Source organism: Marinobacter sp. PE14, from assembly GCF_053566155.1.
Genome location: NZ_JBQXNY010000005.1, coordinates 68,258 through 91,317, shown reverse-complemented (window position 1 = coordinate 91,317; position 23,060 = coordinate 68,258). Strand labels below are relative to the sequence as shown.

Below are 23,060 nucleotides of genomic sequence, written 5' to 3'. Positions count from 1 at the left end.
GCCCTCTAATCCCCTATTATATTTTCAACGGTGAGGGAAACCTCATCAGGAATTCTGAAACTTCAGGCCTTCAGATTTCTTGTTCCGCGTTGTTTCGACGCCCGGGTTCGAAAGAACCCCTTGATGAGAGCCAACCCGAAAGGGCTGGCTCTTTTTTTATGGCTGAACGATCCATAGCGGGAACTCAGCGTTCGATAATTCGACGGAACGGCGGCAACGCATCCAGCAACAACTGACCATACCGGCGGGCAATGATACGGCGATCCAGGATGGTCACTCTTCCGGTGTCCTGCTCGGTCCGCAGCAGCCGACCGACCGCCTGGACAAGTTTGATGGATGCGTCCGGAACGGTGATTTCCATAAACGGATTGCCGCCTCGCTGGGTCACCCACTCGGCAAGGCTCGCCTCAATGGGATCGTCCGGCACTGAAAACGGCAAACGGGTAATCACAACGTGATGCAGGTACTTTCCGGGAAGGTCGATGCCCTCAGCAAAGCTGGCAACGCCAAACAGAACACTCGGACGGCCCTCGTCCACCCGACTGCAATGCTGTCTTAGCACTTCCCCCTTGGCCATATCGTCCTGGGTGATGATCAGGTCCGGGTAATCCGGGGTCAGCGCATCCCGCACTTGCTGCATTTGACGACGGGACGTAAACAATACAAGAGTCGCCTTCTCACCTGCCCAGAGGTCCGGTAGTCGTTTAACAAGCTCATCGGCGAAGCCATCGTCCGTGGGCATGGCGGACATTGCCGGAACCTCCACCGTTGCCATTTCGCCGTAACGAAAAGAGCTGGGGACCACCAGGAAGCGGCTGCCCTGGGGCAATCCAGCCCGCGCGTTCAGGCGATCGAATCGGCCAAGTGCGGTCAGGGTGGCACTGGTAAGTACGGCGCCGTAGGCGCGAGACCAAAGCCTCGAGTACAACAGGTTGTCCGCCAATACCGGTGAACTGTAAAGGGTGATGTCTTCGGCATGGTCCCAGCGCTGACGCACAGCCCAACGGGCTGGCGGCGGGCTTTTCTGCGTCTTCGGCCTGGCTTCAAGCTCCTCACCTGTCTCGGCGTCGGTTTCAGCTTCACTGGGGGGCCTGGCATTGCCCTGGTCGCACCAGGCTGTCCAGAGCCGCAACTGGTCCTCTGCCCGGGCGTGAAAGGAGCCTATCACCGGATACCAGGCTTCGGCGGTTTCCCGGTCGATCTCATGCTCCTTACGCTCGTCAAAGGCACCCTGCAGCTCGTCCGCCAGAACACCCAGTTGCCGGACCATGTTGGCGGTAGCAATCCGGCTTTCGGCTGCAAGTTCAGCCATGGCCTCCGGCAACTCACCTTCCGGATAGCGCCACTGCGCCGTCCGGCGCTCTTCATTAAACTCCCAGCCGGTATTCTGCTCGGCTTCTTCGTAAACCCGGTTGAGGACCAGGTCAACCTCTCTCGACGCAGAACTAATGCGATCCAGGGACTTGGCCGCCTGGGTGCCGGCTGCCAGATAAGGCTGCATTTTAACAAGCGCCTGGGAAAGCTGTTTCAGCCATTGCCGGGTAGCATTGAGTGGCAGCGACGCGGCAAAGTGATTCAGGGCCTTGTCCGGAAGGTGGTGAGCCTCGTCGAAAATATAAAGGGCGTTCTCCGGCTCCGGCAGAATGGCACCGCCGCCCAGGGCAAGGTCGGCCAGAACCAGATCATGGTTAGCCACCACGATATCGGCATCATCAAGGTCTTTACGGGCATCAAAAAACGCGCAACTGTCGAAATAGCTGCAGTGACGGTTGGTGCACTGCCGGTGGTCCGTGGTTACCTGTCGCCAGACGTCGTCCGGTATCTGTTCCGGCCAGTGGTCCCGGTCACCGTCCCACTCGCGGGAACCATAACTGGCGAGCATTTCCTCGAAAAAGGCCCGGGTGCCCGGTTCTTCATTTTTCGGCCCATCCAAAAGAAACAGGGGCATGGTGTCGCTGTCGGTATTGCCTTCATCGTGCAGTCGGGCTTCCAACCGGGACATGCACAGGTAACGCCCCCGCCCTTTGGCCAGAGTCCAGTTGAAATCCATCTTGCTGTGCTTTTTCAGGTCCGGGAGATCTTTAAGCACAATCTGGTCCTGAAGGGCCACGGTTGCGGTGGAGATAACCAGGGTTTTGCCGAGGGCTTTGGCCACCGGGATGGCAGCGATCAGATAGGCCAGGGTTTTGCCTGTCCCGGTCCCGGCTTCGACCACACAGGCGGAGGCCGGGGACGTTCGCTGGCCATCGTTCTCGGTGATATCGCCCATGTATCTGGCTATTTCCGCAATCATCAGGCGCTGCCCATAGCGCGCCCGAATATCCTTGCCGGCCAGCACATCCCGATATCCTTGCTGGATCGATTGTTTGATCTCGTCGGTCAGTGCCATCAGCGAGGGCTCACCCAGTCCCGAACAACGCCAACCCGGAACCGCCGCCCGTCGCGACTCAGCACCACGCCTTCTTCCGTTATGTCGTCTACCCGCAGGCCTTCAAAGACGTCGCCCACTCGCAGGTAGGTGTCGTTAATCATCACCCGGCGCGACGCAGGGGATGACGAGTAGATATGGCTGTTAAAGGTCAAATCGGGAACGCTCTTCTGGAATGAGAGCGGCAACTCTACCAGATGAGGCACTCTGCCCGCCTGCTCGGGCTCCATTATTGGTGCCGCGGTTTCGGGTATTGCGGATGAGGGAACAATAACGGTCGCCCGCTCCCGGCTTTCCGGTGACGGAGGTTCCGAAGCGATCGGCGCCGGAGCTGCCTCGGCGGCATCGGGCTCCGGAATGGCCCCCGTCTGCGCGACGGGATCTTCCAATGCCCCCGCCGGCTCTGTCGCAGGCAACACCGGCTCAGGTTCAGGAGCTGTCGTTCTAGCCGAGGCCGCTGATGTCTCGGATTGCGACCCGGAAACCCAGGGCAACGGCGAGTCCGGCCAGAAGACAAAGGTCAAGACGCCGGCGTTGACCATGAGTGCCAAAGACACCCAGACAGCGGGCGACCACCGCTTTTTCTTCGGGCGGTGAATCAGCTGTACCTGCTGGCCAAGGTCCGGAACGCGACCCTGCCGACGTTCGGTTTCGGATTTCCGCAATGCGTCAAGAATGTACGACATGATTACTCTCGACCTTCAACTTGCAGGCGACCTTCAGACCGCAGAGGCTTGAGACGGGGAATGTTGGCTTCCAGGTCGTTGTTGATCTGGATGATGGTCATGGCTCCAGCGATCCCATCCACGGTAAGCCCTCGCAATGACTGATACCAGCGAACCTGCTCTTCCGAATCCATCCGTTTCACCCGGTCACTTTCAGCACGCGAGTTACTGAAACGGTCCGCCAGATCCATCATTCGCGCACCAATCCAGAGTTGCTCGCCGCCGCCATTGCTGTAAAAGCCGTCGCCTGTCAGGTATTCCGGAAGGCGCCACAGAACCCGGTACTCCCCGAACCAATAGCGTTCGATACTGGCAAACGATACATTCTGATTGCCGGAGGGCAAGGCGATATCTGCTGTATCGCCGTCCAGATGGCGGAGCACAACAACCCCCCGGTTACCCGCCTCATCCTGCAACTGAAGCATCGCCGGGCGATCCAGAAACTCGAGGCTTCGGCGGCTACCCTGACGACTCAGGCATCCAAGACCCGCCTCGTTGGCCCAGTCGCAGGCAACGGGCGCTTCCGAAGGTTCATATTCGCGCCCCCAGATCCCGAAAAGTACCCGGAAGGCTTCCACGGAATCCAGAAGCTGGTCCGGCACGGCCAGTTCAACGGGTGCTGACGGCTCTCCGGGCCCGGTTTCTTCAATCTCTTGCAATGGTTCCGGTTCCTGCTCCTGGACTCGTTCAACAGCTCCCTGCAAGGGTTCTGCCGACGACGGTTCCGTGAGAAACGACCCGCCTGTGGACCAACGCTCGAACAGCCAGGCGGTGCCGATGATGGCGACCAGAATCGAAGCCGCAACGATAAGGTACTGCGATCTGTCTGGTGACTGGCGTGCCCGAGAGGGCGAGGGGCCGAGGGATTGTCCGCGTACTTCCTTTGCCGCCTGACGGATATGCTCGGGCGTGATCTCATGCTCCCCCTCGGCGTAGGCGCCCAACAGGGCGCGGTCACTGATCAGGTTAATCAGGCGGGGTATGCCCTGGCTCTCGCGGTAAAGGCGATTGACTGCCCGCTGGGAAAAGATGTCTCCCCGCATACCGGCAACACTAAGGCGGTAACGCAGGTAGGCCGCCAGTTCTTCCCGACCGATGGCGTCCAGGTGATAGCGTGCTGTAACCCGCTGGTTTAGCTGACGCAGTTCCGGAAGTGCCAGCATGTCCTGCAGTTCGGGCTGGCCAAGCAGCACAATCTGAAGCAGCTTCTTCTCTGCCGTCTCCAGATTGGTCAATAGCCTTAGCTGTTCCAGCACCTCGGCCGACAGGTTCTGGGCCTCATCGATCATCAGAACTTTGTGTCGCCCGGCCGCATGGGCCTTGAGCAAGTCCTGGTTAATCAGATCAACCAGCTCCTTGATGGTGGCACTGATATCGTGGGGGATTTCCAGCTCATCGCAGATGGAGGACAGCAACTCTCGCGCAGAGAGCCTAGGGTTCAGGATCAGTGCGATATCCACATGATCGGGAACATTCTCGATAAAACAGCGGGAAACAGTCGTTTTTCCGGTTCCCACTTCACCAGTGATTACGATGAAACCGCCCTGCCCCTGGACTCCGTACATCAGGTGCGCCAGCGCCTCCTTGTGGCGGTCGCTGAGATACAGGTACCGAGGGTCCGGGGCAATGGAAAACGGCGGTTCGCGAAAGCCGAAAAAGTCGTAATACATATCAGGACGTACCGGAATCCGCGTTGCTGACCAGCCTGAGCTCGGCCGTGCGCCGGTTCTGTTGCTTCAGCCTCCGCACGCAACGCTCCAGGGTTTTGGAAATGCGGGCGTGGGAGCGAATCATGGAAATCTTCGGCCAGGTCGCCCGCTCGCCAGCCAGAATCATCTGCCGCACGTAGGCAGGATCCGGATTCGCCAGCATCCTGCTGTAATCCTTGAAGGAATACGACGGAGCTATGGTCACGTCTCCCGAGTAGCGCTGCGCCATAATGGTGTACAACTGACCGGACATCTGCCGCAGAAGTTCCGGCCTTACCCGTTTTCGCAGGTAATCGAACACTCCCTGGCCATGAAACTGGATCTCGGATTTCAACAGATGCATGGGCAGATTTCCGAGGGACAGTTTTTCATCCCGCCCCCGCTGGCTCAGGAAAGGGACTACATGGGGATTGGTCTGGCTCACGATGGTGTAATTCACATCGTACAGGTGCACCAAACGCTCGATCGGCAGATCACTTACGACCGAGCCATCCACAAACTTCAGGCGCGGCATGTACGGTAGTGTATTACCCTGAATGTCTTTTTTCATCAGGGTAACCGGCGGGAAAATACCGGGAACCGCGGCACTGGCCAGCACCGCGCTCCACACCATCAAATAGGGCGAGGTGTATCCGCAAAGCAATCGGGCCTTCTGGTGCGCCTGCACTGGTGACACGCTAACGTTGATCGAACGTCCGGTGCGTTGATACGCCTCTTCGAAGGTGTATTCACCGACATTACCCCGCAGACAGTTCCGAAGCTCCTCCTGATCCATTAGCCCGTCGCCTCGGACCGCGCTGAGCAAACCACGCCACTTCCAGGCTTTCAGGTTGTGGTTTTCAGGGATCAGCATTTCCGGAATTTCGGCATCCGTGTGCACGCCAAGAATGCCAGCGATGATGGCGCCGATACTTGAGCCGGCAATAACCTGCGGCAGAAGCCCCTTTTCCCAGAGCGCCTTGATCACGCCAAAGTGAAACACACCAAGGGTGGCGCCGCCACTGAGCAATAGTGCCGGGCGACCGTAACTTGTGAGGGTGTCCCGGAAGAACTGGAGCTTATCTGCAACGGGAAACCCCGGAACCGGTTGATCACAAAGATAGTCCAGTGCTTCACAGACCTGCGTGATGTACTCCTCGATCAGATGCTTGGTGCCGACGCGCGATCGGGTATAAAGCGCGGGATTGCCCATGTTGCCCAGGTCATGGTGCAAGCCTTCACGGAGAGCGCGCTTGAGGCGTTCTACATCATTCTGCTGGCGATACTGTTTGAGGTTGCTCAGCCGGTCGTAGATGACTTCATAATGGTAGAGGTCGGAGGCAAAATCCTCTTTCCACTCGGCGTTGCCCTCCAGAAAGTCGAGTTCCAGTGCTGCCGCTTTCCACACCTCGTAGTTCGGCGCCTCGGCCAGCATTTTCCGGAACTTGGCTATTCTTGGATCCTTGAGCACCGTTGATCTCCTTTCAATCCGGCTGACGCTTAGAAATCATCAAGCATCAAATCCTCATCATCACCGCTGGCAAACGGATCATTAACCACCTTCCCGTCATTAATCAGGAATTCGCGACGTTGCAGAAAAGCATTCCGCACAAACACGTAGCTGTCGCCAGAGATGAAACTTTCAGCGGGAATCAGATCCGCCCGGCGGTCGACGATTTGCAGGGCCCTGGCGTAGTAAACTTCAGGACTTTCCACTTCGTCCCACGCGGAAGGCAACGCGAAGCCGTCGGTCACAAACCCGGTAAAGTGCCGCGGTGTGGAAGGGCCAAGGAAAGGCAGCATCAGATAAGGCCCTGAGCCCGCCCCCCAGTATCCCAGAGTCTGGGCAAAATCCTCAGGCCGTTCCGGCAGGTCAAAGGCGGTTGCCACATCGAACAAACCACCCAGTCCAAAGGTGGTGTTGTAGGTGAAGCGTCCCACGGCTACCACCGCAGACTCCCCTTTCAGCTGAAGGACACTGTTGGTGAAGTTCCGCAGTTCTGTCAGGTTGTTGAAAAAATTGGTAACGCCGCGGTCGACAATCTGCGGAGTAAAGGTCCGATAGGCCTGCGCTACCGGTTTCAGGAACCAGCGGTCGATGGTCTCGTTGAAGGTGTACACCTTGCGGTTCCAGTTTTCCCATGGATCTTTGGGATCAACCGGAACAGACCCCTCTGGAGCGGGTTCCTGCATGTTCTGGGCGGTAGCCTGGCCCGCTGGCAGAAATACAGCGAGGGACAACAACATGGCCAGGGTAAAAAGCCGGCGCCGGATAAAAAAGTATTTCATCATCTGCTCTTGGGTTGTTTAATTCGTTTCAATTCGTCGAAAATACCGGCGCTACTTTTTTATTATTAAACCGTTGTTCCGGAGAAACCGATGTCAGTACCGGGAAATCTTGTAAACACGATCACCATGCCCCTCCGGTGGGGAGACATGGATGCATACGGCCACGCCAATAATACAGTCTACTTCCGATTCTTTGAGGAAGCGCGCATTGTGTGGCTGGCTTCACTGGAGCTGGGCGGGCCTGACGAGCCGACCGGCCCCGTCATTATAAAGACCAGTGCCACCTTTCTAAAGGAATTGAACCACCCGGCAACGGTTGAGGTGAAAACATACGCTGACAAGGCAGGTAACACCAGTCTCGACACCTACCATTTGCTGACAGATGTCGATACCGGCGCCGTATATGCGGAAGGCTATGCAAAAATCGTCTGGTTCGACCGAAAGACGCGCTCATCGGCTCCACTGCCAGACACCCTCAGGGCACTGGCAACGTCTTGACCCAGCTCACTCCTATCGGCGGCGAACCACCACGCTGCCGATGGAATAACCTGCCCCGAACGAACAGATTACCCCCAGATCACCACTGACAAGGTCATCCTTGTTCTTGTGGAAGGCGATGATCGAACCGGCAGAGCTGGTGTTGGCGTATTCATCCAGAATGACCGGTGCCTCTTCCTCTGTGGCATCCCGGCCCAGCACCTTGCGCGCTATCAACTGGTTCATGTTCAGGTTGGCCTGGTGCAGCCACATGCGACGGAGATCATCCGGGGCCAGAGAAAGGCTTTGCAGCTGTTTCTGGATTGTCTCGGCAACCAGTGGCGAAACCTCTTTGAATACCTTACGGCCTTGCTGAACGAAGAGCTTGTCCGGTTTGCCGACACCGGAATCGTCGGCGCGGTTCAGAAACCCGAAATTGTTCCGGATGTTATTCGAGAATTTGGTTTTCAGACTGGTACCGAGGATCTCGAAGCCCTGGCCTTCGCGAGTATCCTCTTCGCGCTCAACCAGGATAGCCGTACAGGCGTCACCAAAGATGAAGTGACTGTCCCGGTCGCGGAAGTTCAGGTGGCCGGAACAGATTTCCGGGCTGACGACCAGAACGGAACGGGCACTGCCATTCTCTACAGAGTTGACGGCGGCCTGGAGGCCGAACGTAGCGGAGCTGCAGGCTACGTTCATATCATAGGCAAACCCGTCGATACCCAACGCCTCCTGGACCTCGATAGAAACGGCGGGGTAGGCTCGCTGCAGATTAGAGCAGGCAACAATCACCGCATCAACATCCTCAGCCGACTTGCCCGCTTGTTCCAACGCCTCACAGCAGGCTGTCACAGCCATATCACATTGCACTGAGGGCTCTTCGTTGCTGCGATCCGGGATGTAGGGTTTCATGCGCTTGGGATCGAGAATGCCATCCTTGTCGATTACGTGGCGGCGCTTGATGCCGGACGCTTTCTCGATGAACGAAGAGGAAGAAGGCTGCAGTGGCGTCACATCGCCGCTGGCGATGGCGTCTGCGTTCTCGGCGTTGAACAGTTCAACATACTGGTTAAAGGCTTCGACCAGTTCTTCATTACTAATGGTTGCTGGCGGTGTGTAGAGACCGGTCCCGCTAATAACGGCTTTAATCACGCTAACCCCACGTCATAATTGTGAAAACGGGACACCAGACATCCCGTTTTGTTAATTCGTTGACCTACTGCCGGAAATACTAACACAGTATCGGGGTTTTGCCCGTCGGGTATCAGTCATAGGCACCGGATTGGTGCGCCCCGTTCTCCCTCAGACCCGCGTTTTCTCCCACTGCCGGTCCAATCGTTTTACGGACACGGTCATCACCGTGCCCAGTTGCTGTGCAAAAAACGACACCCGGAATTCTTCCAGCATCCAGCGGTAAAGCACCAGCTCGGGGTCTCGAACGCCCTGCCGCTGCTGCTCGTCCCGCTTGACAGCATACCGAGACCAGAGCGGCTCAATGGCATGGAGAAATTCCCGTTCTCGGCCCATTTCCCGCGCCATCTTCTCCAGCCGAACCAGGGCTGCCTCAAAATAGCGCCCGAATTCCGCCAGCCATTCAGGCGGCGTCTCAACCAGGAAACCCGGATACACCAGGTTCTGTAGCTGAAACTTGAGATCCGCCATGCTGTTGGCCAGGGCCAGATTGATCTTACCTTTTAGCTGTTTCGCCACTTTCTGGTAACCGGACATGGCCTGATACAGCCGTTCGTCTGCCTGCTCCAGTGCCGGGATGAAATCACCCCGGTAAGCGTCAAATACCTTCTCGAAGCCCTCTGCCGTCCTTGGAATTTCGTCCGCAAGGAAGTGCTGCATGGCGGTCGCCAACAGCAGATCGTCCAGCAACACTTTCGACTGGCCCACCGGAGCAAACATCAGCGCAGACTGTTTGAAACGGGGCAGCTTGCGCTCAAGATCATCAAGGGTTCTACCAAACCGGTTGATGATCAATCGGGCGATAGCCTTTCGAGTCGTATCTTCAGCGGTCAGCCGATCCAGACAGCGTATCTGGCGCACCTGCTTGCCCAGATCCTCCAGGGCGGGATACACAGTAACCTGCATACCGCCTTTTTCTGTCTGAACCTGCTCGGGCAGTGCACCGAACTGCCATTCCGTGTACTCACCACTCGGTTCCGTTGCCGAATCATCCTGAGTTGCCGAGGCCAGCGCCTGCTCGGCCTGACCCTCAAGTTGGTGCTGAAGATCGGCCGTTTCTCTACTCTCGGCAATGGTGCGACCCCCGTCACCCATAACGCGAAGGTTCATCCGCAAGTGCTTTGGCAATTCGGTGTCTGACCAGGCATCAGGATCAATCTGCACGCCGGTCATGCGCCGCAACTGCTCGCCCAGCTGAAGCGTAAGCGGCTCGTTGGAAGGCTGAAGATTCTCGAGGGCCGCATCCACGAAATCCGGCACCGGTACGAAATTCCGGCGCAATGCTTTGGGCAAGGATTTCACCAGGGCAATACACTTCTCCCGCAACAGACCCGGCACCAGCCATTCCAGGCGACGGGACGGTATCTGCTTGAGCGCCATCAAAGGTACCTGCAGTGTGACACCATCTTCTTGACTGGTGGGTTCGAACTCATAGCTCAGCGGGTAACGAACGCCCTCCCACTCCAGATAGTCCGGGTACAGGTCAGCGGCCTGGGCATCGACCGGGCGCTGAAGAATGTCAGACTCAGTCAGCTCCAGTTCTTTCAGCTGCTCCGCCGGGAGCCCCTTCCACCAGGTCTCGAAATGCCGGCCACTGATGATGTCGGCTGGCAAGCGCTCCTCATAGAAGGCCACCAGCACTTCATCGTCAACAAGCAGGTCCCGCCGCCGGGTCTTCTTTTCCAAATTCTCAACCGTGTCGAGCATTTCCCGGTTACGGGTGATAAAGGGCGCCTTCGATCGGTAATCCCCCTCTACCAGGGCTCGCCGGATAAACAGATTTCGGCATTCCGCCGGATCCACTTTGGCGTAAGGAATACGGCGCTTGGCGACGATATCGAGGCCGTACAGGGTCACCTTCTCATAGCCCATTACCTGGGCGCGTTTCTGCTCCCAATGGGGCTCAAAATAGTGTTGCTTGACGATATGACCGGCCAGGGGTTCAATCCATTCCGGTTGAATGGAGGCCACCACCCGGGCAAACACCCGACTGGTTTCCACAATCTCGGTGGCCACAATCCACTTCGGGCCACTTTTGGCTACCTTTGAGCCGGGAAAGATCAGCACTTTCCGGTTTCGTGTTGCAAGGTATTCCTTTTTCTCCACTTTCACCGCCACCTGGCCCAGAAGACCGGCCAGTATCGCCTTGTGCAGGGCTTCGTAACTGGCGGCATCCTTGTTGACCGCCAATTTTTGTTCGCGGCAGATCAGAGTGAGCTGGCGATGGATGTCCCGCCATTCCCGCATCCTCATCCAACTCAGGAAACTCTTCTGACAGACCTTCTTGAGCTGATTCTGGGACAGTTCCTGGCGCTGTTCTTCGTAGAAATTCCAAACGTTCAACAGGGTGACGAAATCGGACTCCTTGTCATTGAACGGCGCATGGGCCTGATCTGCAGCCTGTTGTTTGTCCTGAGGCCGCTCCCGGGGGTCCTGAATACTCAACCCGGCAATGATGACCAATGTTTCCGAAAGACTGCCTAGCTCGGCGGCCGTGACCAGCATCCTGGCCAGGCGCGGGTCCAGTGGCAGCCGCGCCATGGTTCGACCCAGGCGGGTAACGCGGCGTTTGTCATCCACCGCCCCCAATTCTTCTAGGAGCTTGTAACCATCATTGACCTGCCGCTTGTCCGGTGCCTCCAGAAACGGGAACTGGCGAATTTCGCCAAGCCCCGAGGTCGCCATTTGCAGAATCACCGAGGCCAGGTTGGTGCGCAGAATTTCCGGATCGGTGTATTCCGGGCGGTTGATGAAGTCCGTCTCATCGTACAGGCGGAAACAGATACCCGGGGCAACACGGCCGCAACGACCTGCCCTCTGGTTGGCGCTCGCCTGGGAAATGGGCTCCACCGGCAAGCGCTGAATCTTCGAGCGCACGCTGTAACGGCTGATCCGGGCAACCCCGGTATCAATCACGTATCGAATACCCGGTACCGTCAGCGAGGTCTCTGCCACGTTGGTGGATAACACAATCCGTCGCCCCTTGTGGGACTGGAAAACCCGATTCTGCTCGGCGTTGCTCAATCGGGAATACAGCGGAAGCACTTCGGTATGCCGCAGGTCGACATGGCGAAGAACCTTGCTGAGATTGCGGATCTCGCGCTCGCCGGGCAGGAAAACCAGAACATCTCCCGGCGGCTGTTTCTGGCTGCGCTCGTGCTGCTCAATCTCATCAAGGGCACCCAGCACGCCATCCGTCCAGCCCTGATCCCGATCGTCTTCATCTCCGGCCAGCGGCCGGTAACGCACATCCACCGGATAGGTCCGGCCGCTCACCTCAATCACCGGCGCCTTGTCGAAGAACTCGCTAAAACGCTCAACCTCAATGGTGGCCGACGTAATGATGACCTTCAGATCCGGGCGCTTGGGCAAAAGCTGGCGCAGGTAGCCCAGCAGAAAATCGATGTTGAGACTACGCTCGTGAGCTTCGTCGATGATGATCGTGTCGTAGCGGTCCAGAAACCGGTCGTGCTGAACCTCTGCCAGCAGGATACCGTCGGTCATCACCTTTACACGGGACTGTTCGGAGGTATTATCGGTAAAACGAACCTGATACCCGATCTGCTGACCGGTCTGCTCCCCGATCTCCTCGGCAATGCGGGCAGCCACACTGCGGGCGGCAATCCGGCGGGGCTGGGTATGACCGATCAGGCCACGAATACCACGGCCACTGTTCATGCAGATTTTGGGTATCTGGGTGGTTTTGCCAGAACCGGTTTCACCCGCAATGATCACCACCTGATGGTTTTCGATGGCCTCACGGATATCATCCACACGCTCGGAAACCGGAAGGCCCTCGGGGAAACTGGCCGGCTTGTGCAGGGCATGGCGCTGCTGAACCTTTTCAAGCCCGCGCTCCAGCCAGTTGGCCATTTTCTCCAGTTCTTTCTGGCCCGGCTTTCCCTTCGTACGGGCAACCGTTTTCACAATGCGGGCGGCTTCCTGCTGATTGCAGGCGTCCAGCTGCTCCATCATCGCTTTAACGGCGGCTTCGCCATCGGGCTTGGGTTTCGGTGTGCTCGGAGTATCGGAACGGGTGTCTGTCATTGAATTGCCGGAATAGCGCTCACTCGGATTCGATTGGGCGACAGTCTATCGGGAAAGTCGGTTTCTTAAAAACGGAAAAACCCCGCCGAAGCAGGGTTTTCCTTGATCAACTGCCAGAAAGGCTTACTTGTTGTTCGCCTCGTCCCGCAGTTCACGGCGCAGGATCTTGCCGACATTGGTCTTGGGCAGCTCGTCCCGGAACTCAAACTTCTTGGGAACCTTGTAGGCGGTGAGCCGCTCGCGACAAAACTCCTTGAGCTCGTTTTCCGTCACGCCTTCAGCCGTCGGCACCAGGTAAACCTTGACCGCCTCACCGCTCTTGGCATCGGGCACGCCAACTGCGGCGCACTCGACCACTTTCGGATGGCTGCTGACCACATCTTCGATCTCATTCGGGAACACGTTAAAGCCAGAGACAATGATCATGTCTTTCTTGCGATCAACAATGCGGATATAGCCGTCTTCCTGGATCAGGGCGATATCGCCGGTGCGCAGGTAGCCATCGTCGGTGAAAGACTTCTGGGTGTCCTCAGGGCGCTGCCAGTAACCGCGCATAACCTGCGGCCCTTTTACGCACAGTTCGCCCGGCTCGCCCAGGGGCGTCTCATTGCCTTCTTCATCGAGGGTTATGACCTGGGTGGACGGAATCGGCAGGCCGATAGTACCAATCTGAATGGCGCTATGCGGATTGAAGGTGACCACCGGAGAGGTTTCAGTCATGCCGAAGCCTTCGCAGATCTCACAGCCGGTGACCCGCTCCCACATCTTGGCGGTGTCGCTGGTCAGCGCCATGCCGCCCGAGGACGTCAGCTTCAGGCTGCTAAAGTCCAGATCCTGGAAGTCTTCGTTGTTGCAAAGCGCAACAAAGAGCGTATTCAGGCCCAGGAACGCGGTGAATTTGTGGTTCTTCAGCTCTTTCACAAAGCCCGGGATATCCCGCGGGTTCGGAATCAACACGTTGTGCGCGCCGGCCTCGAGCATGATGCCGCAGTTCAGGGTAAAGGAATATATGTGGTACAGCGGCAGAGGCGCAATAACGACCTCCTGACCCTCAACCACCATGTCCTCCATCATCGGGCGGGTCTGCAGCAGATTGGCTACCAGGTTCCCGTGGGTCAGCATCGCACCTTTCGCCACACCGGTCGTTCCACCGGTGTACTGAAGCACGGCAATGTCGTCCTGCTTGCACTCTACCGGGGTGAATTTTTCACGGGCGCCGGCACTCAGAACGGCAGGCAGTTTGTGGGCCTGAGGCAGATTGAACGGCGGCACCATCTTTTTAACGTGCTTGACCACGGCATTCATCAGCGTGCGCTTGATTGGCGAGTGCATATCCGCGATTTCGGTAACAATCACGTGCTCAATGCCAGTGTGCGGCAACACCTTCTCGGCGTTCTCAGCCATATTGGCCAGAACCACCAGTGCCTTGGCTCCGGAGTCGTTGAACTGATGTTCCATTTCCCGCGTGGTATAGAGCGGGTTGGTATTCACCACAATCAGGCCAGCCCGCATCGCGCCAAACACAACAACCGGGTACTGGCTGACGTTAGGCAACTGCACCGCAATACGGTCGCCAGGTTTCAGGTCTGTCTTGTTTTGCAGCCAGGCTGCAAAGTTGCGGCTCTGGGTGTCGAGGTCACGGTAAGTGAGAGTTGCGCCAACAGCACTGAAAGCTGGACGGTCGGCAAATTTTTTGACCGACTGTTCGAACACATCCACCATGCTTTTGTACTTGGTCAGGTCCACCTCGCGAGGTACGCCGGCGGGGTATTTATCCTGATAGAACTGCTCAAAATCCATCACCATCTCCTGTTTGGCGCTTTTGATTGTAATGATTTACCGATGTCAGGTTGCTCAAAAAATCAACCCTACAAAAGTATCAGCCTCAAAAAAGTGGGGAGAGAATAGCAGTTTTGTAACCGATGAGGTAGTTTTCGAAACTCTTACCCGAACACCAACCAGAACACCTGTACTCAAATGACAACAGTGCGGAGCACGCGATGAGCGATACCCTTGATACCCTGGAAAATATCACCTACGACGAGCTGAACGAAGGCGACACCGCGACCTTCACACGTACCCTAACCGAGGACGAACTGGTGCTGTTTGCAGCGGTCTCCGGAGATGTAAACCCGGTACATCTGGACTCTGAATTTGCCGCAGGTTCCATGTTCAAGGAACGCATCGCCCACGGTATGTGGAGCGGCTCGCTGATTTCGGCAGCACTGGCAACAGTAATGCCAGGCCCCGGGACCATTTACCTGGAGCAGAGCCTGTCGTTCAAGCGGCCGGTCAAACTGGACGACACCCTGACCGTTCATCTCAAAGTCCTTCGCAAGGAGCCGAAAGGCCGGGTTGTTGTCGAGTGCGACGTACGCAATCAAAACGAACAGAAGGTGGTCACCGGGGAAGCGAAGGTGATCGCCCCGACGGAAAAAGTGTCTCTGCACAAACCCCAACTCCCGAAAATCGCCATTGAACACTGAGAGCTCCGAATCGGGCATCCATGGCTCCGGCCGCCCGATTGCACGCTTTAGCCGGGCAGGAAATCAATCGGGAACCTGACCTTGCGGGCCTCAACATTGTCAGCTCCGAAATTGAATAGCCTTACCCGCATGGCAATCCGTTGCTCAAGGGTGGCATGCCCAAGCTCCGAGCTGACCACCTCGCAGGCGGAAACCGAGCCATCCGGCTCTATGACCAGCTCCAGCAGAACCTTGCCCTCCAGGGTCGGGTCCTGCCGGAGTTCCCGCCGATACATGGAATAGAGCGCCGTTTTCTGGGCATCGAATACCTTCCGGATATTGCTCATTGCCCGTTCACCAGGGGACGGCGCTGTCTCTGCAGGCTTGGCAGCCACCTCCCGGGATTCTTCCACAGGGGCCTCAACTGTTTCGACCTCGTGCTGAGTCACAGCGACGGTTGTTTCAGGGGCAACAGTATCTTCAACACCGCCACTGCCAGCGAGGACTTCCGTCGATTCCTGAGTCGCACGAGGTCGATCCAGGGCGCTGGCTTCCGTGTTGACCGCAAATTTCCGGGCCGGTTCCGGTTCAGGGGATCTGAGTGACGCCAGCTTGTCCCTCATCGACAGCAGCCCCGATCGGGACGCTTTCTCCCTCGCCTGCTCAATGGTCTGCGTTGGCGTTGACTTCGGCTTTGGCTCCGAAGCCATCTGAGGTTTGACCTCTGGTTCCGGAGCCGCTTCAACCTCGGCAACTTCCGGCTCTGGCTTTTCAGGCTTTTCGGGCTGCACTTCTGGTTCCGGCTCGGGCTCGGGTTCCGCCTCGAGCTTCACCGGCTCCGGTGTCACCGCCGGTTGCGGCTTCTCCACCAGGCGAGCCAGCCTTGGGGGAATCTTCTCGGCTTCGCTGCGCTCGATCTCCGGCACATCCTGAATCGGAATTAGCAACGCAGGCGGCAAAAACAGCGCTGTCACCAACAATACGATACCTGTAAATCTTCGACTCTCGCCAAGATCACGACTCCATGGCAGCCCTGAATCGCCCATTCGTGACCATCCGCTGTCAGCCATTCCGGACCCCCCGTTCCACAGCAAGCCGCACCTGCCGGTATTGCTCATCAACACAGGTCTGCATGACCTTGCGAAGCAATCGGTAATCGGTGTCGCGACCCGCCATGATGGTTACATCAAGCCCCTCCTCGGGAATTTCAGACCAGCGACTGCGACGCCAGGAAAGCTCTTCCGACAGACCAGCGATATTGGTATCACCAGTCTCGATGCCCCCCAGCCTTGCCACTTCGCTGCCCTGGACCAGAATCGCATTGCCCGTTATCTGGACTGTCAGGCTCTCAACGGCCCCCTGTTGCGCCGTGGACTTTGGCAGTGGCACGTCCGAAGTGTTCTGCATCACTTTCACATCCGAGGAATTCACCATCAGGAAAAAAACGAGGATCGTGAAGATGTCCATCAGGGACACCAGGTTCAGCCCCCCAGGCCTCTTCATACGGCCGTAATGTCGACGGATTCTTTTGGCCTTACGCGAGGTCTTCATGCGCCCTCCCCGGATTCAAGCCTGGCATTCCCCGCAAGCTTCCTGTCTGCCGGCGCATCCATCAGCGAGACATCAGGAAACAGCTCACCCTCAACCACGCTGGCCGCAACCACCGCCGGATAAGAACGGACGGTATCCATGGCCGTGATCAGTGTCTGATAATCGATGTCTGGCCCGACTTCCAGAACCACGTCGGTCTTCTCCGGAACCCGGTTTTTTATCTGCCGAAGTACCTGACGAAGGCCTTCAAAGTCTTGAACTGCCTCGTCTGTCGGCAACACACGGATCAAGCCGCGATCACTGTCGGCGATTTCAATACCCTCAGGAATCAAGGTAATCACAAGACGGAACTGTTCGGGCGCTGGCGATTCCCCAGCGTCCATACCGGGAAAGTTCAGCTCGATCATTCGAACCTGACTGAACACCATGCCAAGCAACAGGACGGGAACCAGCACGATCATCAGATTGAGAAAGGCGGTGATATCCAGCTCCGGCGATGCGCTTAACCTGCGGTAACGGCGTCTCATGCCTCAGACACAATGTTCAGCAATTTCACCCCGGCCATTTCAAAACTGTCCACAATCTCGTTGGTCCGGGTCTGCAGTACCGCATGAAACATGAGCAACGGAATGGCCGACATCAGGCCGAAAGCCGTGGTATTCATGGCCACGGAAATACTTTCGGACAACAGACTGGCCTTCTGGGAAGGATCTGCCGCCGCCACTGCAGTAAACGCAGCAATCAGACCAATAATGGTTCCCAACAGGCCGAGCAACGTGGCAATGTTGGCCAGGGTTGCCAGATATTGGGTGCGCTTTTCCAGACGCGGCAGCACTTCCATCAAGCCTTCTTCCATGGCGTACTCAATATCCTCCCGGCGGCTGTTGCTCAGCAAACGGCCAATGCCGGCCCCCATGATTGAGGCAATCGCACTGTCTGAGTTGGTGGCAGCTTTCATGGCCCGCTGATAGTCCCGTTTCCTCAGCAGCGGCAGGATGCCCCGCTCAAAAGCAATCCGGTTTCGCCGCCGTACCGCAGAGAGATAGAAGAACCGCTCCAGAGTAATCGCCAACCCCAATGCCAAGACAATGGCGATGGGGTACATGAAGGGCCCACCTTCCTGGAAAAAACGTACGATCGTGTCCAGCATGATTGTTCTCCGGTTATTGCTCGGCCAGGCCTGAGTCTCCAACAGGGCTCAGGATCAGAGGATTGAGGTTTTCACGAAACAGACGGTGACGCTCCAGGGCTATTGGATCCACCGGCCGGACCAATTCCGGCGCCTCGTTATTCAGATCTGCCCTTGGTCGTTTTGGCAGGCTTGGCGCTTGCCAGGGCAGTATGTAGAGTACCCGCGGCTCGTCTTCGCCCAGGCTTGCAGATATACCCTCAACAGCCAGCCGGGTCGCTTCTTCCTCATCCGCCTGCGCCGGGATGAGGAGCAATGACTGAAGGCCAGCCAGCGCCAGCACGCGTAAAGTGACTTTGGCAGTTGTGCGGATATCAGCCATTTATTGCAGCCTCCGTTCCAGATCCGCTATCCAGCCAGCCACCTGCTGTTCTTCTTTATCCGTCAGCTCCCGGTAGCGGTTGTAATGCTCAAGGGCAGTCTGCAGATCCAGCAAATAGAGCTCGGCAATCACCGCCAGGTTAAAATGCAGCTCGGCCACATCTGGCGAATGGCTGATGCCCAGTTCCAATAGCCTGGCCGCTTCGGCGAATCGGTACTGGTCCTTTAACACGAGCGCCAGATTGTTCACTGTCACCGCCCTGGTCGGATTCAGCTCTACGGCTTTTTGCCATGCATCCACTGCCGCGCCTTTTCGACCTTCTTCGAAGGCTACCCGCCCCTGCTGTTCATAATTTGCTGCCAGCTCAGGATCCTTTCTGATCGGCTTCTCCGGCTGCCGGACTTCCTGCCCGGCGCAGCCGACGAGCAACACCAGAAGCGCCGCCAGTTGCAGGCCTGTTTTCCCCGTTGAATTACGCGCCATCCTTGATCTCCATATTCCAGCCAAGCCACTTAACACTCCGCTCGTAACGTCCCGGGTGCAGCTCCGCAAGAACGCCAAGGCTGCGTCCTATCCAGGGGTCATATCCCTCGGCCGTAATCCGGCGATGGTTCTCTGTGTGCAGTTGAATGGCTTTGTCTTCGAATGGGAAAGCTTCTTCTTCCAGCAACATCTGATACTGCATCGCCTCCAGCTCATTCAGATCCGCCGGAACGGTGGATGCCATCAGGTCTTTGGCCAGACCACGATAGAGTTCGGCTCGTCGGAACAGCGATTCAGACAGAACTCGTTCGCCGCCAAGCGCCTCGGCATCCAGGAATCTCTTTCGAGCCGATTCCAGCGCCTTTTGCTTGCGCGCCAGAGATTGTTCCAGCGGCTGACTCAGTCTGATGCTGGTAAACGCTGCAGCCGCACGGGCACCGAGCACCAGTGCAGGCCGGGAGGCCCACTCAAGGGTGTCAGCGGTGTGCCAGGTGCTGTCGAGCTCTGACTGGACCAGTGCTTCCCTCCAGGCATCGGGATTGTCGCCGGTTTCTACCAGGCGATGCCGGAAGGTCTGGAGCTGTTCATGTTCGGCCCCGCTCTCTGCCTTCGGAGCCGTTGCAAGGTAATCCAAGTAAAGGGCATTTCGTTCCGCTACATTCCCGGCTTGATTCAACAATTCCGCAGCCCGCAACTTCAGGTGCCATGGGTTAGCGTGATTATCGGCGGCCTGCAGTAATTCTGACGCCGCACGGGTGGGTTCATCAGACTGAATCCAGGCATGTACCAGCTTTTCACTGATGCCGGCAGTCAGCTCGTGCTGGGGAAAATCGGCGCGAAAACTCTGCAGGTCGCCGACGGCAGCGCTCCAGTCTGATGCTTTGAGTAAGGTGTTGGCCGCGTCGTAGCGCGCACGAATGGCAACGTCCGAACCTGGTAGCACCGAATCAACCCGTCGGAAGTGCCCAACGGCCTCTCCGAGCCTGCCACTGGATACTGCGAGCTCTGCCTGGCGATAGACGGACGTCGCCAGTTGCTTCCGAATGGCTGAGACCTGCTCTTCGGTCACGTTTGCGAGCCGTTCACTTTCGGCAAGATTCAGCGCCTGGCCCCAGGCACGTTCCGCCAGACCATAGTCGCCCTCTTCCTGGCGTATTCGGGCCATAACCTGCCATGCTGCGTATCGCTCTGCCGGAGACGCAGTGGGCACAGTCAATACTCGCGAACCATAATCCAGCGCCAGCTGATGATCGCCGGCGTTCAGCCACCGGGCGGCGAGATCTGCCATCAGGCCGGGAATCCGGCTATCCCCTTCAAAGCGTCCACTAAAGCGGTTGGCCTCCCTGGAAAGGTCCTTCAGGTCGGATTTGAACGCGGACGCAGTGGTCTGCTGGTCGAGACTGGTTCTCAACAGAGTAACAGCGGCCCAGGCAGCATCGGCGGCCTCGCTGTAACCGGGCGACTCATACGCTGCTCGGCGAAAATTCGTCAGCGCTTTCGGAAAATCCCTCGCCTGCAGCCAGGCATCGCCAGCAAGGCGAAGCATTTCGCCGCTCTGATCAATCCTCGGAGCCAGATCTGCGTAGTAAACGGCCGCCTCAGCAAAAGCGGATTCAGCCTTCGCCACCCGGCCCTGTTCCACCAATCGTGTGGCGAAGTCATAGTGGTAATCGGCCAGCCGTTTGCTGTAACTCAGCCATTTATTCTTCTGTTCACCAGTCAGAGCCGCGTAAGCGGAATCCTGGCTGTAGCTACCGACGAACTGGGCACGGGCATTGCGAACCTGCTCCGGATCACCAGCCGCTTGCCATACGTCCACTATCTGTAATCGGAAGGCAGGCACAGCACGGTGACTGGGCGAATAGTCAATAAAAGCCTGATTGGCAGCGACACTTGCGATGGTCTCGCCCCTCACCGCGTAGTAATCGGCCAGCCGATCGAACAGGAGGTGTTCCCAGTGGTGGGACCGATCCCTATCCAACCAGGCAATAAGAGTTTCCGTACCGCTGTTTCGGGCAGCCATCAGGGCAAGCACCCGAAACGTGTCATCGATGGTATCAACGCTCGAATCGCTGACTGACCCAAGGCTCTGTGCGCTCGGCAGGAACTCATCCAGAACTCTGATAAAGGTTGCTGCGGCCCTGCTCCACGCAGACGGCCCCTGTTTGAACTGGCTCCACCCGAGCATATATCTGGCCTTGATGCCCAGCTCTCCACTAGCGTCCGAATTAACCAAATGCAGATAGCCGTTTTCCGCTTCTGCGTAGCGGCCGGCTGCAAAGGCCGATTCGGCCAATCGGAACCGGGCCTCTGGCACAAGGGGAGATTTCGGATATAACCCGACCAGCTGTTTCAGCCTCTGGATTGAAGCATCCTGCTGGCCGGTCAGAGCATGGGCCTTGGCCATCTGATACAGCAGCTCGTCCAGCCTCCCGCCATAAGAACCTCGCTCGAGAATAGACTCATAGCTGCTTATAGCTTCGCTGTAGACCTGCTCTTCTTCCGCCGCAGATAAGCCAACATCTGATCCTGACCGGTCCCTGATGTTGCTCAGCCGGTTGAGGGCATCGATCCGAACCTCTGGCTCGTCCGATGTCCTGAATAGGCGATGGTAGCGGCGGGCCACTTCCGAAGGCGAGATCGCCGGCATAGGCCTGCTTTCAAAGGTAAGGAACACCGGTCGCATGTCCCCGATAGTCTCTCCATCCCGCCCGAGCTCTATGCGAAAGGATTCCTGGGCCGCAGCCGGCGCTACCAGCAGTAAGAAAAGGCAGAAGCTCTGAAACGGCCGGATCATGGCTGGGTCTCCTCCAGGTTCTGAAGGGCGAGATATTCATACAGGTGAGCAATCTGCTGTTCGGTTTTGTCCAGTGCGAAGGCCATCTGCTGGTCCCTGGCTTCGACATATTCGAGAGCCAGTTCGTCCAACGCCGTTTCAGATGCTTCAAGCAACTGACGGACAGACAGTAACAGCGCTTCGTTGCGCTCTGTCAGCGCAGCGGCAGAGCGACGCAACCGTTCCAGGATTTCCGGTTGCCCCGATGCATTGCTCCGGACCTGACTCAACCGGCTCTGGGCGTCTGATAGGGTTTTCCCAAGAGCCTGGATGCGAGGTTGCTGGCCGGGATCGGCGTTATCGGCGAGGCGCTGCAATCGTGTACCAAGCTCTTCACCCTGAACCGAAAGATCGGCGGTGCTTTGCCTGGTGTCCTGCTGATGGATGCCGACCAGCTGCTCTGTCAGAGCGCCCTGAAACACCTCAAGATCGTGACCGTGGCGTTCAAGTTTTACCGCCATCGAGCGCAGCGCTGCCACCCTCCCCGCAGCTTTCTGGACATTCGGGTCCTCCATGAACCCAAGAAGATAGGCCATGCGCGGCTGGGTCAGTGTACGGCTGTCGGCCAGAAACCAGTCAACCCCGGTTTCCCTGGCATCTTCCACCAGGGTTTTGTAAGCGCCCTGTTCGCGAATCTTTCCGGCAAGTTTACGAAGCGTGACCCGTTCACTCTCGAACGCAGCGTTGGCCGCAAGGTAGGCTTCTCCGGCCTGCCCGAGATAGCCGGAGAGATCGTAGCCGCGCCCCATCCCTATCGAGGCGTCGGCAACTCCCGGGTATGCCAAAGGGTATTTCCTGGCCCGATGCCAGCTCTGCATGGCGGCCCGATGATTGCCTTTTTCTGCCAGGGCCAGACCATGAATATAAAGGGCCCGTGGCGTGTTGAAGCTATCGAGATCGACCTTCTCCAGAAAGCTGATAGCTTTATCGAATTCACCGTGCTGGTATGCGAGGTAGCCCGCGCGGACCAGCAGATTATTCTTCAGATGCTGGCTACGCTTGGAATCGGCGTCACCGTCGGACATGGCTAAAGCCACCCGCAGCGCAACCAGCGCCCTGGCCGGGTTAATATCAGTTTTCGCGTAATCGCTGGCAAGATTGAGGTAACCCAGAGCCGCCCAGTAGCCTTCTTTCATACCGGCCAGGATTCGCCCGGCCTCATCAGTGCGGCCCGCGGTTCGTACTTTCTCAGCATCTTCATAGAGCGCCTGCTGTCTTCCATCCCCGAGATCGACGCCAACTTCTCCGGCGTGGCGGAACTGCTTGAGACCAGAAAGTACATCGTCCGGCATTGCCGGCGTAGCCGCCACGGAGAAACCGGAAACAGTCAGAGGCAACACAAGCAGAAGGAACCGGAGCATCATGG

18 protein-coding genes are annotated in these 23,060 nt (G+C 57.5%); 2 read left to right on the top strand and 16 right to left on the bottom strand.

Features of this window, described 5'->3' with window-relative positions; genetic code table 11:
• Positions 1–184: 184 nt before the first annotated feature.
• Genes dinG through ACWJ62_RS16420 form a run of 5 tightly spaced genes read right to left on the bottom strand, consistent with a single transcriptional unit; the run spans position 185 to position 7,130 of the window.
• Positions 185–2,389, bottom strand: a complete 2,205-nt coding sequence (gene dinG, locus ACWJ62_RS16440; RefSeq protein WP_449287170.1) for an ATP-dependent DNA helicase DinG — start codon at positions 2,387–2,389, stop codon at positions 185–187.
• Positions 2,389–3,114, bottom strand: coding sequence for a general secretion pathway protein GspB (locus tag ACWJ62_RS16435; RefSeq protein WP_449287169.1), 726 nt, complete (start codon positions 3,112–3,114; stop codon positions 2,389–2,391). Before ACWJ62_RS16435 ends, dinG begins: the two co-directional genes overlap by 1 nt.
• Positions 3,115–3,116: 2 nt before the next feature.
• The gene (locus ACWJ62_RS16430) at positions 3,117–4,823 is read right to left on the bottom strand and encodes an ExeA family protein (protein WP_449287168.1); all 1,707 of its coding nucleotides are present in this window, start codon (positions 4,821–4,823) and stop codon (positions 3,117–3,119) included.
• Position 4,824: 1 nt separating this feature from the next.
• Positions 4,825–6,312, bottom strand: coding sequence for a DUF3336 domain-containing protein (locus ACWJ62_RS16425; RefSeq protein WP_449287167.1), 1,488 nt, complete (start codon positions 6,310–6,312; stop codon positions 4,825–4,827).
• A gap of 29 nt (positions 6,313–6,341) precedes the next feature.
• Entirely contained in the window at positions 6,342–7,130 is a 789-nt protein-coding gene (locus ACWJ62_RS16420; protein ID WP_449287305.1) for an MlaA family lipoprotein, read from the bottom strand.
• A gap of 90 nt (positions 7,131–7,220) precedes the next feature.
• On the opposite strand from ACWJ62_RS16420, the gene ACWJ62_RS16415 reads away from it, so the two are divergent.
• Positions 7,221–7,628, top strand: coding sequence for an acyl-CoA thioesterase (locus ACWJ62_RS16415; protein WP_041645241.1), 408 nt, complete (start codon positions 7,221–7,223; stop codon positions 7,626–7,628).
• Positions 7,629–7,640: 12 nt separating this feature from the next.
• Here ACWJ62_RS16415 and ACWJ62_RS16410 read toward each other — a convergent pair whose 3' ends face one another.
• The 3 genes from ACWJ62_RS16410 to ACWJ62_RS16400 form a co-directional block, all read right to left on the bottom strand.
• Complete coding sequence (locus ACWJ62_RS16410) at positions 7,641–8,762, bottom strand: beta-ketoacyl-ACP synthase III (protein ID WP_449287166.1); 1,122 nt, start codon at positions 8,760–8,762, stop codon at positions 7,641–7,643.
• Between the two features lie 150 nt (positions 8,763–8,912).
• Entirely contained in the window at positions 8,913–12,848 is a 3,936-nt protein-coding gene (hrpA, locus tag ACWJ62_RS16405) for an ATP-dependent RNA helicase HrpA (protein WP_449287165.1), read from the bottom strand.
• Positions 12,849–12,971: 123 nt separating this feature from the next.
• Positions 12,972–14,648 (bottom strand): AMP-binding protein, encoded by a 1,677-nt coding sequence (locus ACWJ62_RS16400; protein ID WP_449287164.1) that lies wholly within the window; start codon positions 14,646–14,648, stop codon positions 12,972–12,974.
• A gap of 200 nt (positions 14,649–14,848) precedes the next feature.
• On the opposite strand from ACWJ62_RS16400, the gene ACWJ62_RS16395 reads away from it, so the two are divergent.
• Positions 14,849–15,334 (top strand): MaoC/PaaZ C-terminal domain-containing protein, encoded by a 486-nt coding sequence (locus tag ACWJ62_RS16395; protein ID WP_449287163.1) that lies wholly within the window; start codon positions 14,849–14,851, stop codon positions 15,332–15,334.
• A 47-nt stretch (positions 15,335–15,381) separates the two neighbouring features.
• On the opposite strand, the gene ACWJ62_RS16390 is transcribed toward ACWJ62_RS16395, so the two are convergent.
• From ACWJ62_RS16390 to ACWJ62_RS16355, 8 genes are read right to left on the bottom strand one after another with little or no spacing between them, the layout of a single operon-like run.
• Entirely contained in the window at positions 15,382–16,383 is a 1,002-nt protein-coding gene (locus tag ACWJ62_RS16390; protein WP_449287162.1) for an AgmX/PglI C-terminal domain-containing protein, read from the bottom strand.
• Complete coding sequence (locus ACWJ62_RS16385) at positions 16,376–16,864, bottom strand: ExbD/TolR family protein (protein WP_449287161.1); 489 nt, start codon at positions 16,862–16,864, stop codon at positions 16,376–16,378. The genes ACWJ62_RS16390 and ACWJ62_RS16385 overlap by 8 nt, the downstream gene beginning before the upstream one ends.
• Positions 16,861–17,391, bottom strand: coding sequence for an ExbD/TolR family protein (locus tag ACWJ62_RS16380; RefSeq protein WP_449287160.1), 531 nt, complete (start codon positions 17,389–17,391; stop codon positions 16,861–16,863). The genes ACWJ62_RS16385 and ACWJ62_RS16380 overlap by 4 nt, the downstream gene beginning before the upstream one ends.
• A complete protein-coding gene (locus tag ACWJ62_RS16375; protein WP_088557161.1) occupies positions 17,388–18,014 on the bottom strand; it encodes a MotA/TolQ/ExbB proton channel family protein in 627 nt (208 codons plus the stop codon). Before ACWJ62_RS16375 ends, ACWJ62_RS16380 begins: the two co-directional genes overlap by 4 nt.
• Positions 18,015–18,027: 13 nt before the next feature.
• Positions 18,028–18,375: a hypothetical protein gene (locus ACWJ62_RS16370; RefSeq protein ID WP_449287159.1), complete on the bottom strand. Its 348-nt coding sequence runs from the start codon at positions 18,373–18,375 to the stop codon at positions 18,028–18,030.
• Positions 18,376–18,858 carry a hypothetical protein gene (locus ACWJ62_RS16365; protein ID WP_449287158.1) on the bottom strand — a complete coding sequence of 161 codons (483 nt, stop codon included), beginning with the start codon at positions 18,856–18,858 and terminating at the stop codon, positions 18,376–18,378.
• Entirely contained in the window at positions 18,848–21,655 is a 2,808-nt protein-coding gene (locus ACWJ62_RS16360; RefSeq protein WP_449287157.1) for a tetratricopeptide repeat protein, read from the bottom strand. The genes ACWJ62_RS16365 and ACWJ62_RS16360 overlap by 11 nt, the downstream gene beginning before the upstream one ends.
• Positions 21,652–23,058 carry a hypothetical protein gene (locus ACWJ62_RS16355; protein WP_449287156.1) on the bottom strand — a complete coding sequence of 469 codons (1,407 nt, stop codon included), beginning with the start codon at positions 23,056–23,058 and terminating at the stop codon, positions 21,652–21,654. Before ACWJ62_RS16355 ends, ACWJ62_RS16360 begins: the two co-directional genes overlap by 4 nt.
• Between the last annotated feature and the right edge of the window lie 2 nt (positions 23,059–23,060).

Bases quoted from the DNA above. Each gene is read 5' to 3' on its own strand.
- dinG (WP_449287170.1), bottom strand. From the start codon at position 2,389: ATGGCACTGACCGACGAGATCAAACAATCGATCCAGCAAGGATATCGG.
- ACWJ62_RS16435 (WP_449287169.1), bottom strand. From the start codon at position 3,114: ATGTCGTACATTCTTGACGCATTGCGGAAATCCGAAACCGAACGTCGG.
- ACWJ62_RS16430 (WP_449287168.1), bottom strand. From the start codon at position 4,823: ATGTATTACGACTTTTTCGGCTTTCGCGAACCGCCGTTTTCCATTGCC.
- ACWJ62_RS16420 (WP_449287305.1), bottom strand. From the start codon at position 7,130: ATGAAATACTTTTTTATCCGGCGCCGGCTTTTTACCCTGGCCATGTTG.
- ACWJ62_RS16415 (WP_041645241.1), top strand. From the start codon at position 7,221: ATGTCAGTACCGGGAAATCTTGTAAACACGATCACCATGCCCCTCCGG.
- hrpA (WP_449287165.1), bottom strand. From the start codon at position 12,848: ATGACAGACACCCGTTCCGATACTCCGAGCACACCGAAACCCAAGCCC.
- ACWJ62_RS16400 (WP_449287164.1), bottom strand. From the start codon at position 14,648: ATGGATTTTGAGCAGTTCTATCAGGATAAATACCCCGCCGGCGTACCT.
- ACWJ62_RS16395 (WP_449287163.1), top strand. From the start codon at position 14,849: ATGAGCGATACCCTTGATACCCTGGAAAATATCACCTACGACGAGCTG.
- ACWJ62_RS16390 (WP_449287162.1), bottom strand. From the start codon at position 16,383: ATGGCTGACAGCGGATGGTCACGAATGGGCGATTCAGGGCTGCCATGG.
- ACWJ62_RS16385 (WP_449287161.1), bottom strand. From the start codon at position 16,864: ATGAAGACCTCGCGTAAGGCCAAAAGAATCCGTCGACATTACGGCCGT.
- ACWJ62_RS16380 (WP_449287160.1), bottom strand. From the start codon at position 17,391: ATGAGACGCCGTTACCGCAGGTTAAGCGCATCGCCGGAGCTGGATATC.
- ACWJ62_RS16375 (WP_088557161.1), bottom strand. From the start codon at position 18,014: ATGCTGGACACGATCGTACGTTTTTTCCAGGAAGGTGGGCCCTTCATG.
- ACWJ62_RS16370 (WP_449287159.1), bottom strand. From the start codon at position 18,375: ATGGCTGATATCCGCACAACTGCCAAAGTCACTTTACGCGTGCTGGCG.
- ACWJ62_RS16365 (WP_449287158.1), bottom strand. From the start codon at position 18,858: ATGGCGCGTAATTCAACGGGGAAAACAGGCCTGCAACTGGCGGCGCTT.
- ACWJ62_RS16360 (WP_449287157.1), bottom strand. From the start codon at position 21,655: ATGATCCGGCCGTTTCAGAGCTTCTGCCTTTTCTTACTGCTGGTAGCG.
- ACWJ62_RS16355 (WP_449287156.1), bottom strand. From the start codon at position 23,058: ATGATGCTCCGGTTCCTTCTGCTTGTGTTGCCTCTGACTGTTTCCGGT.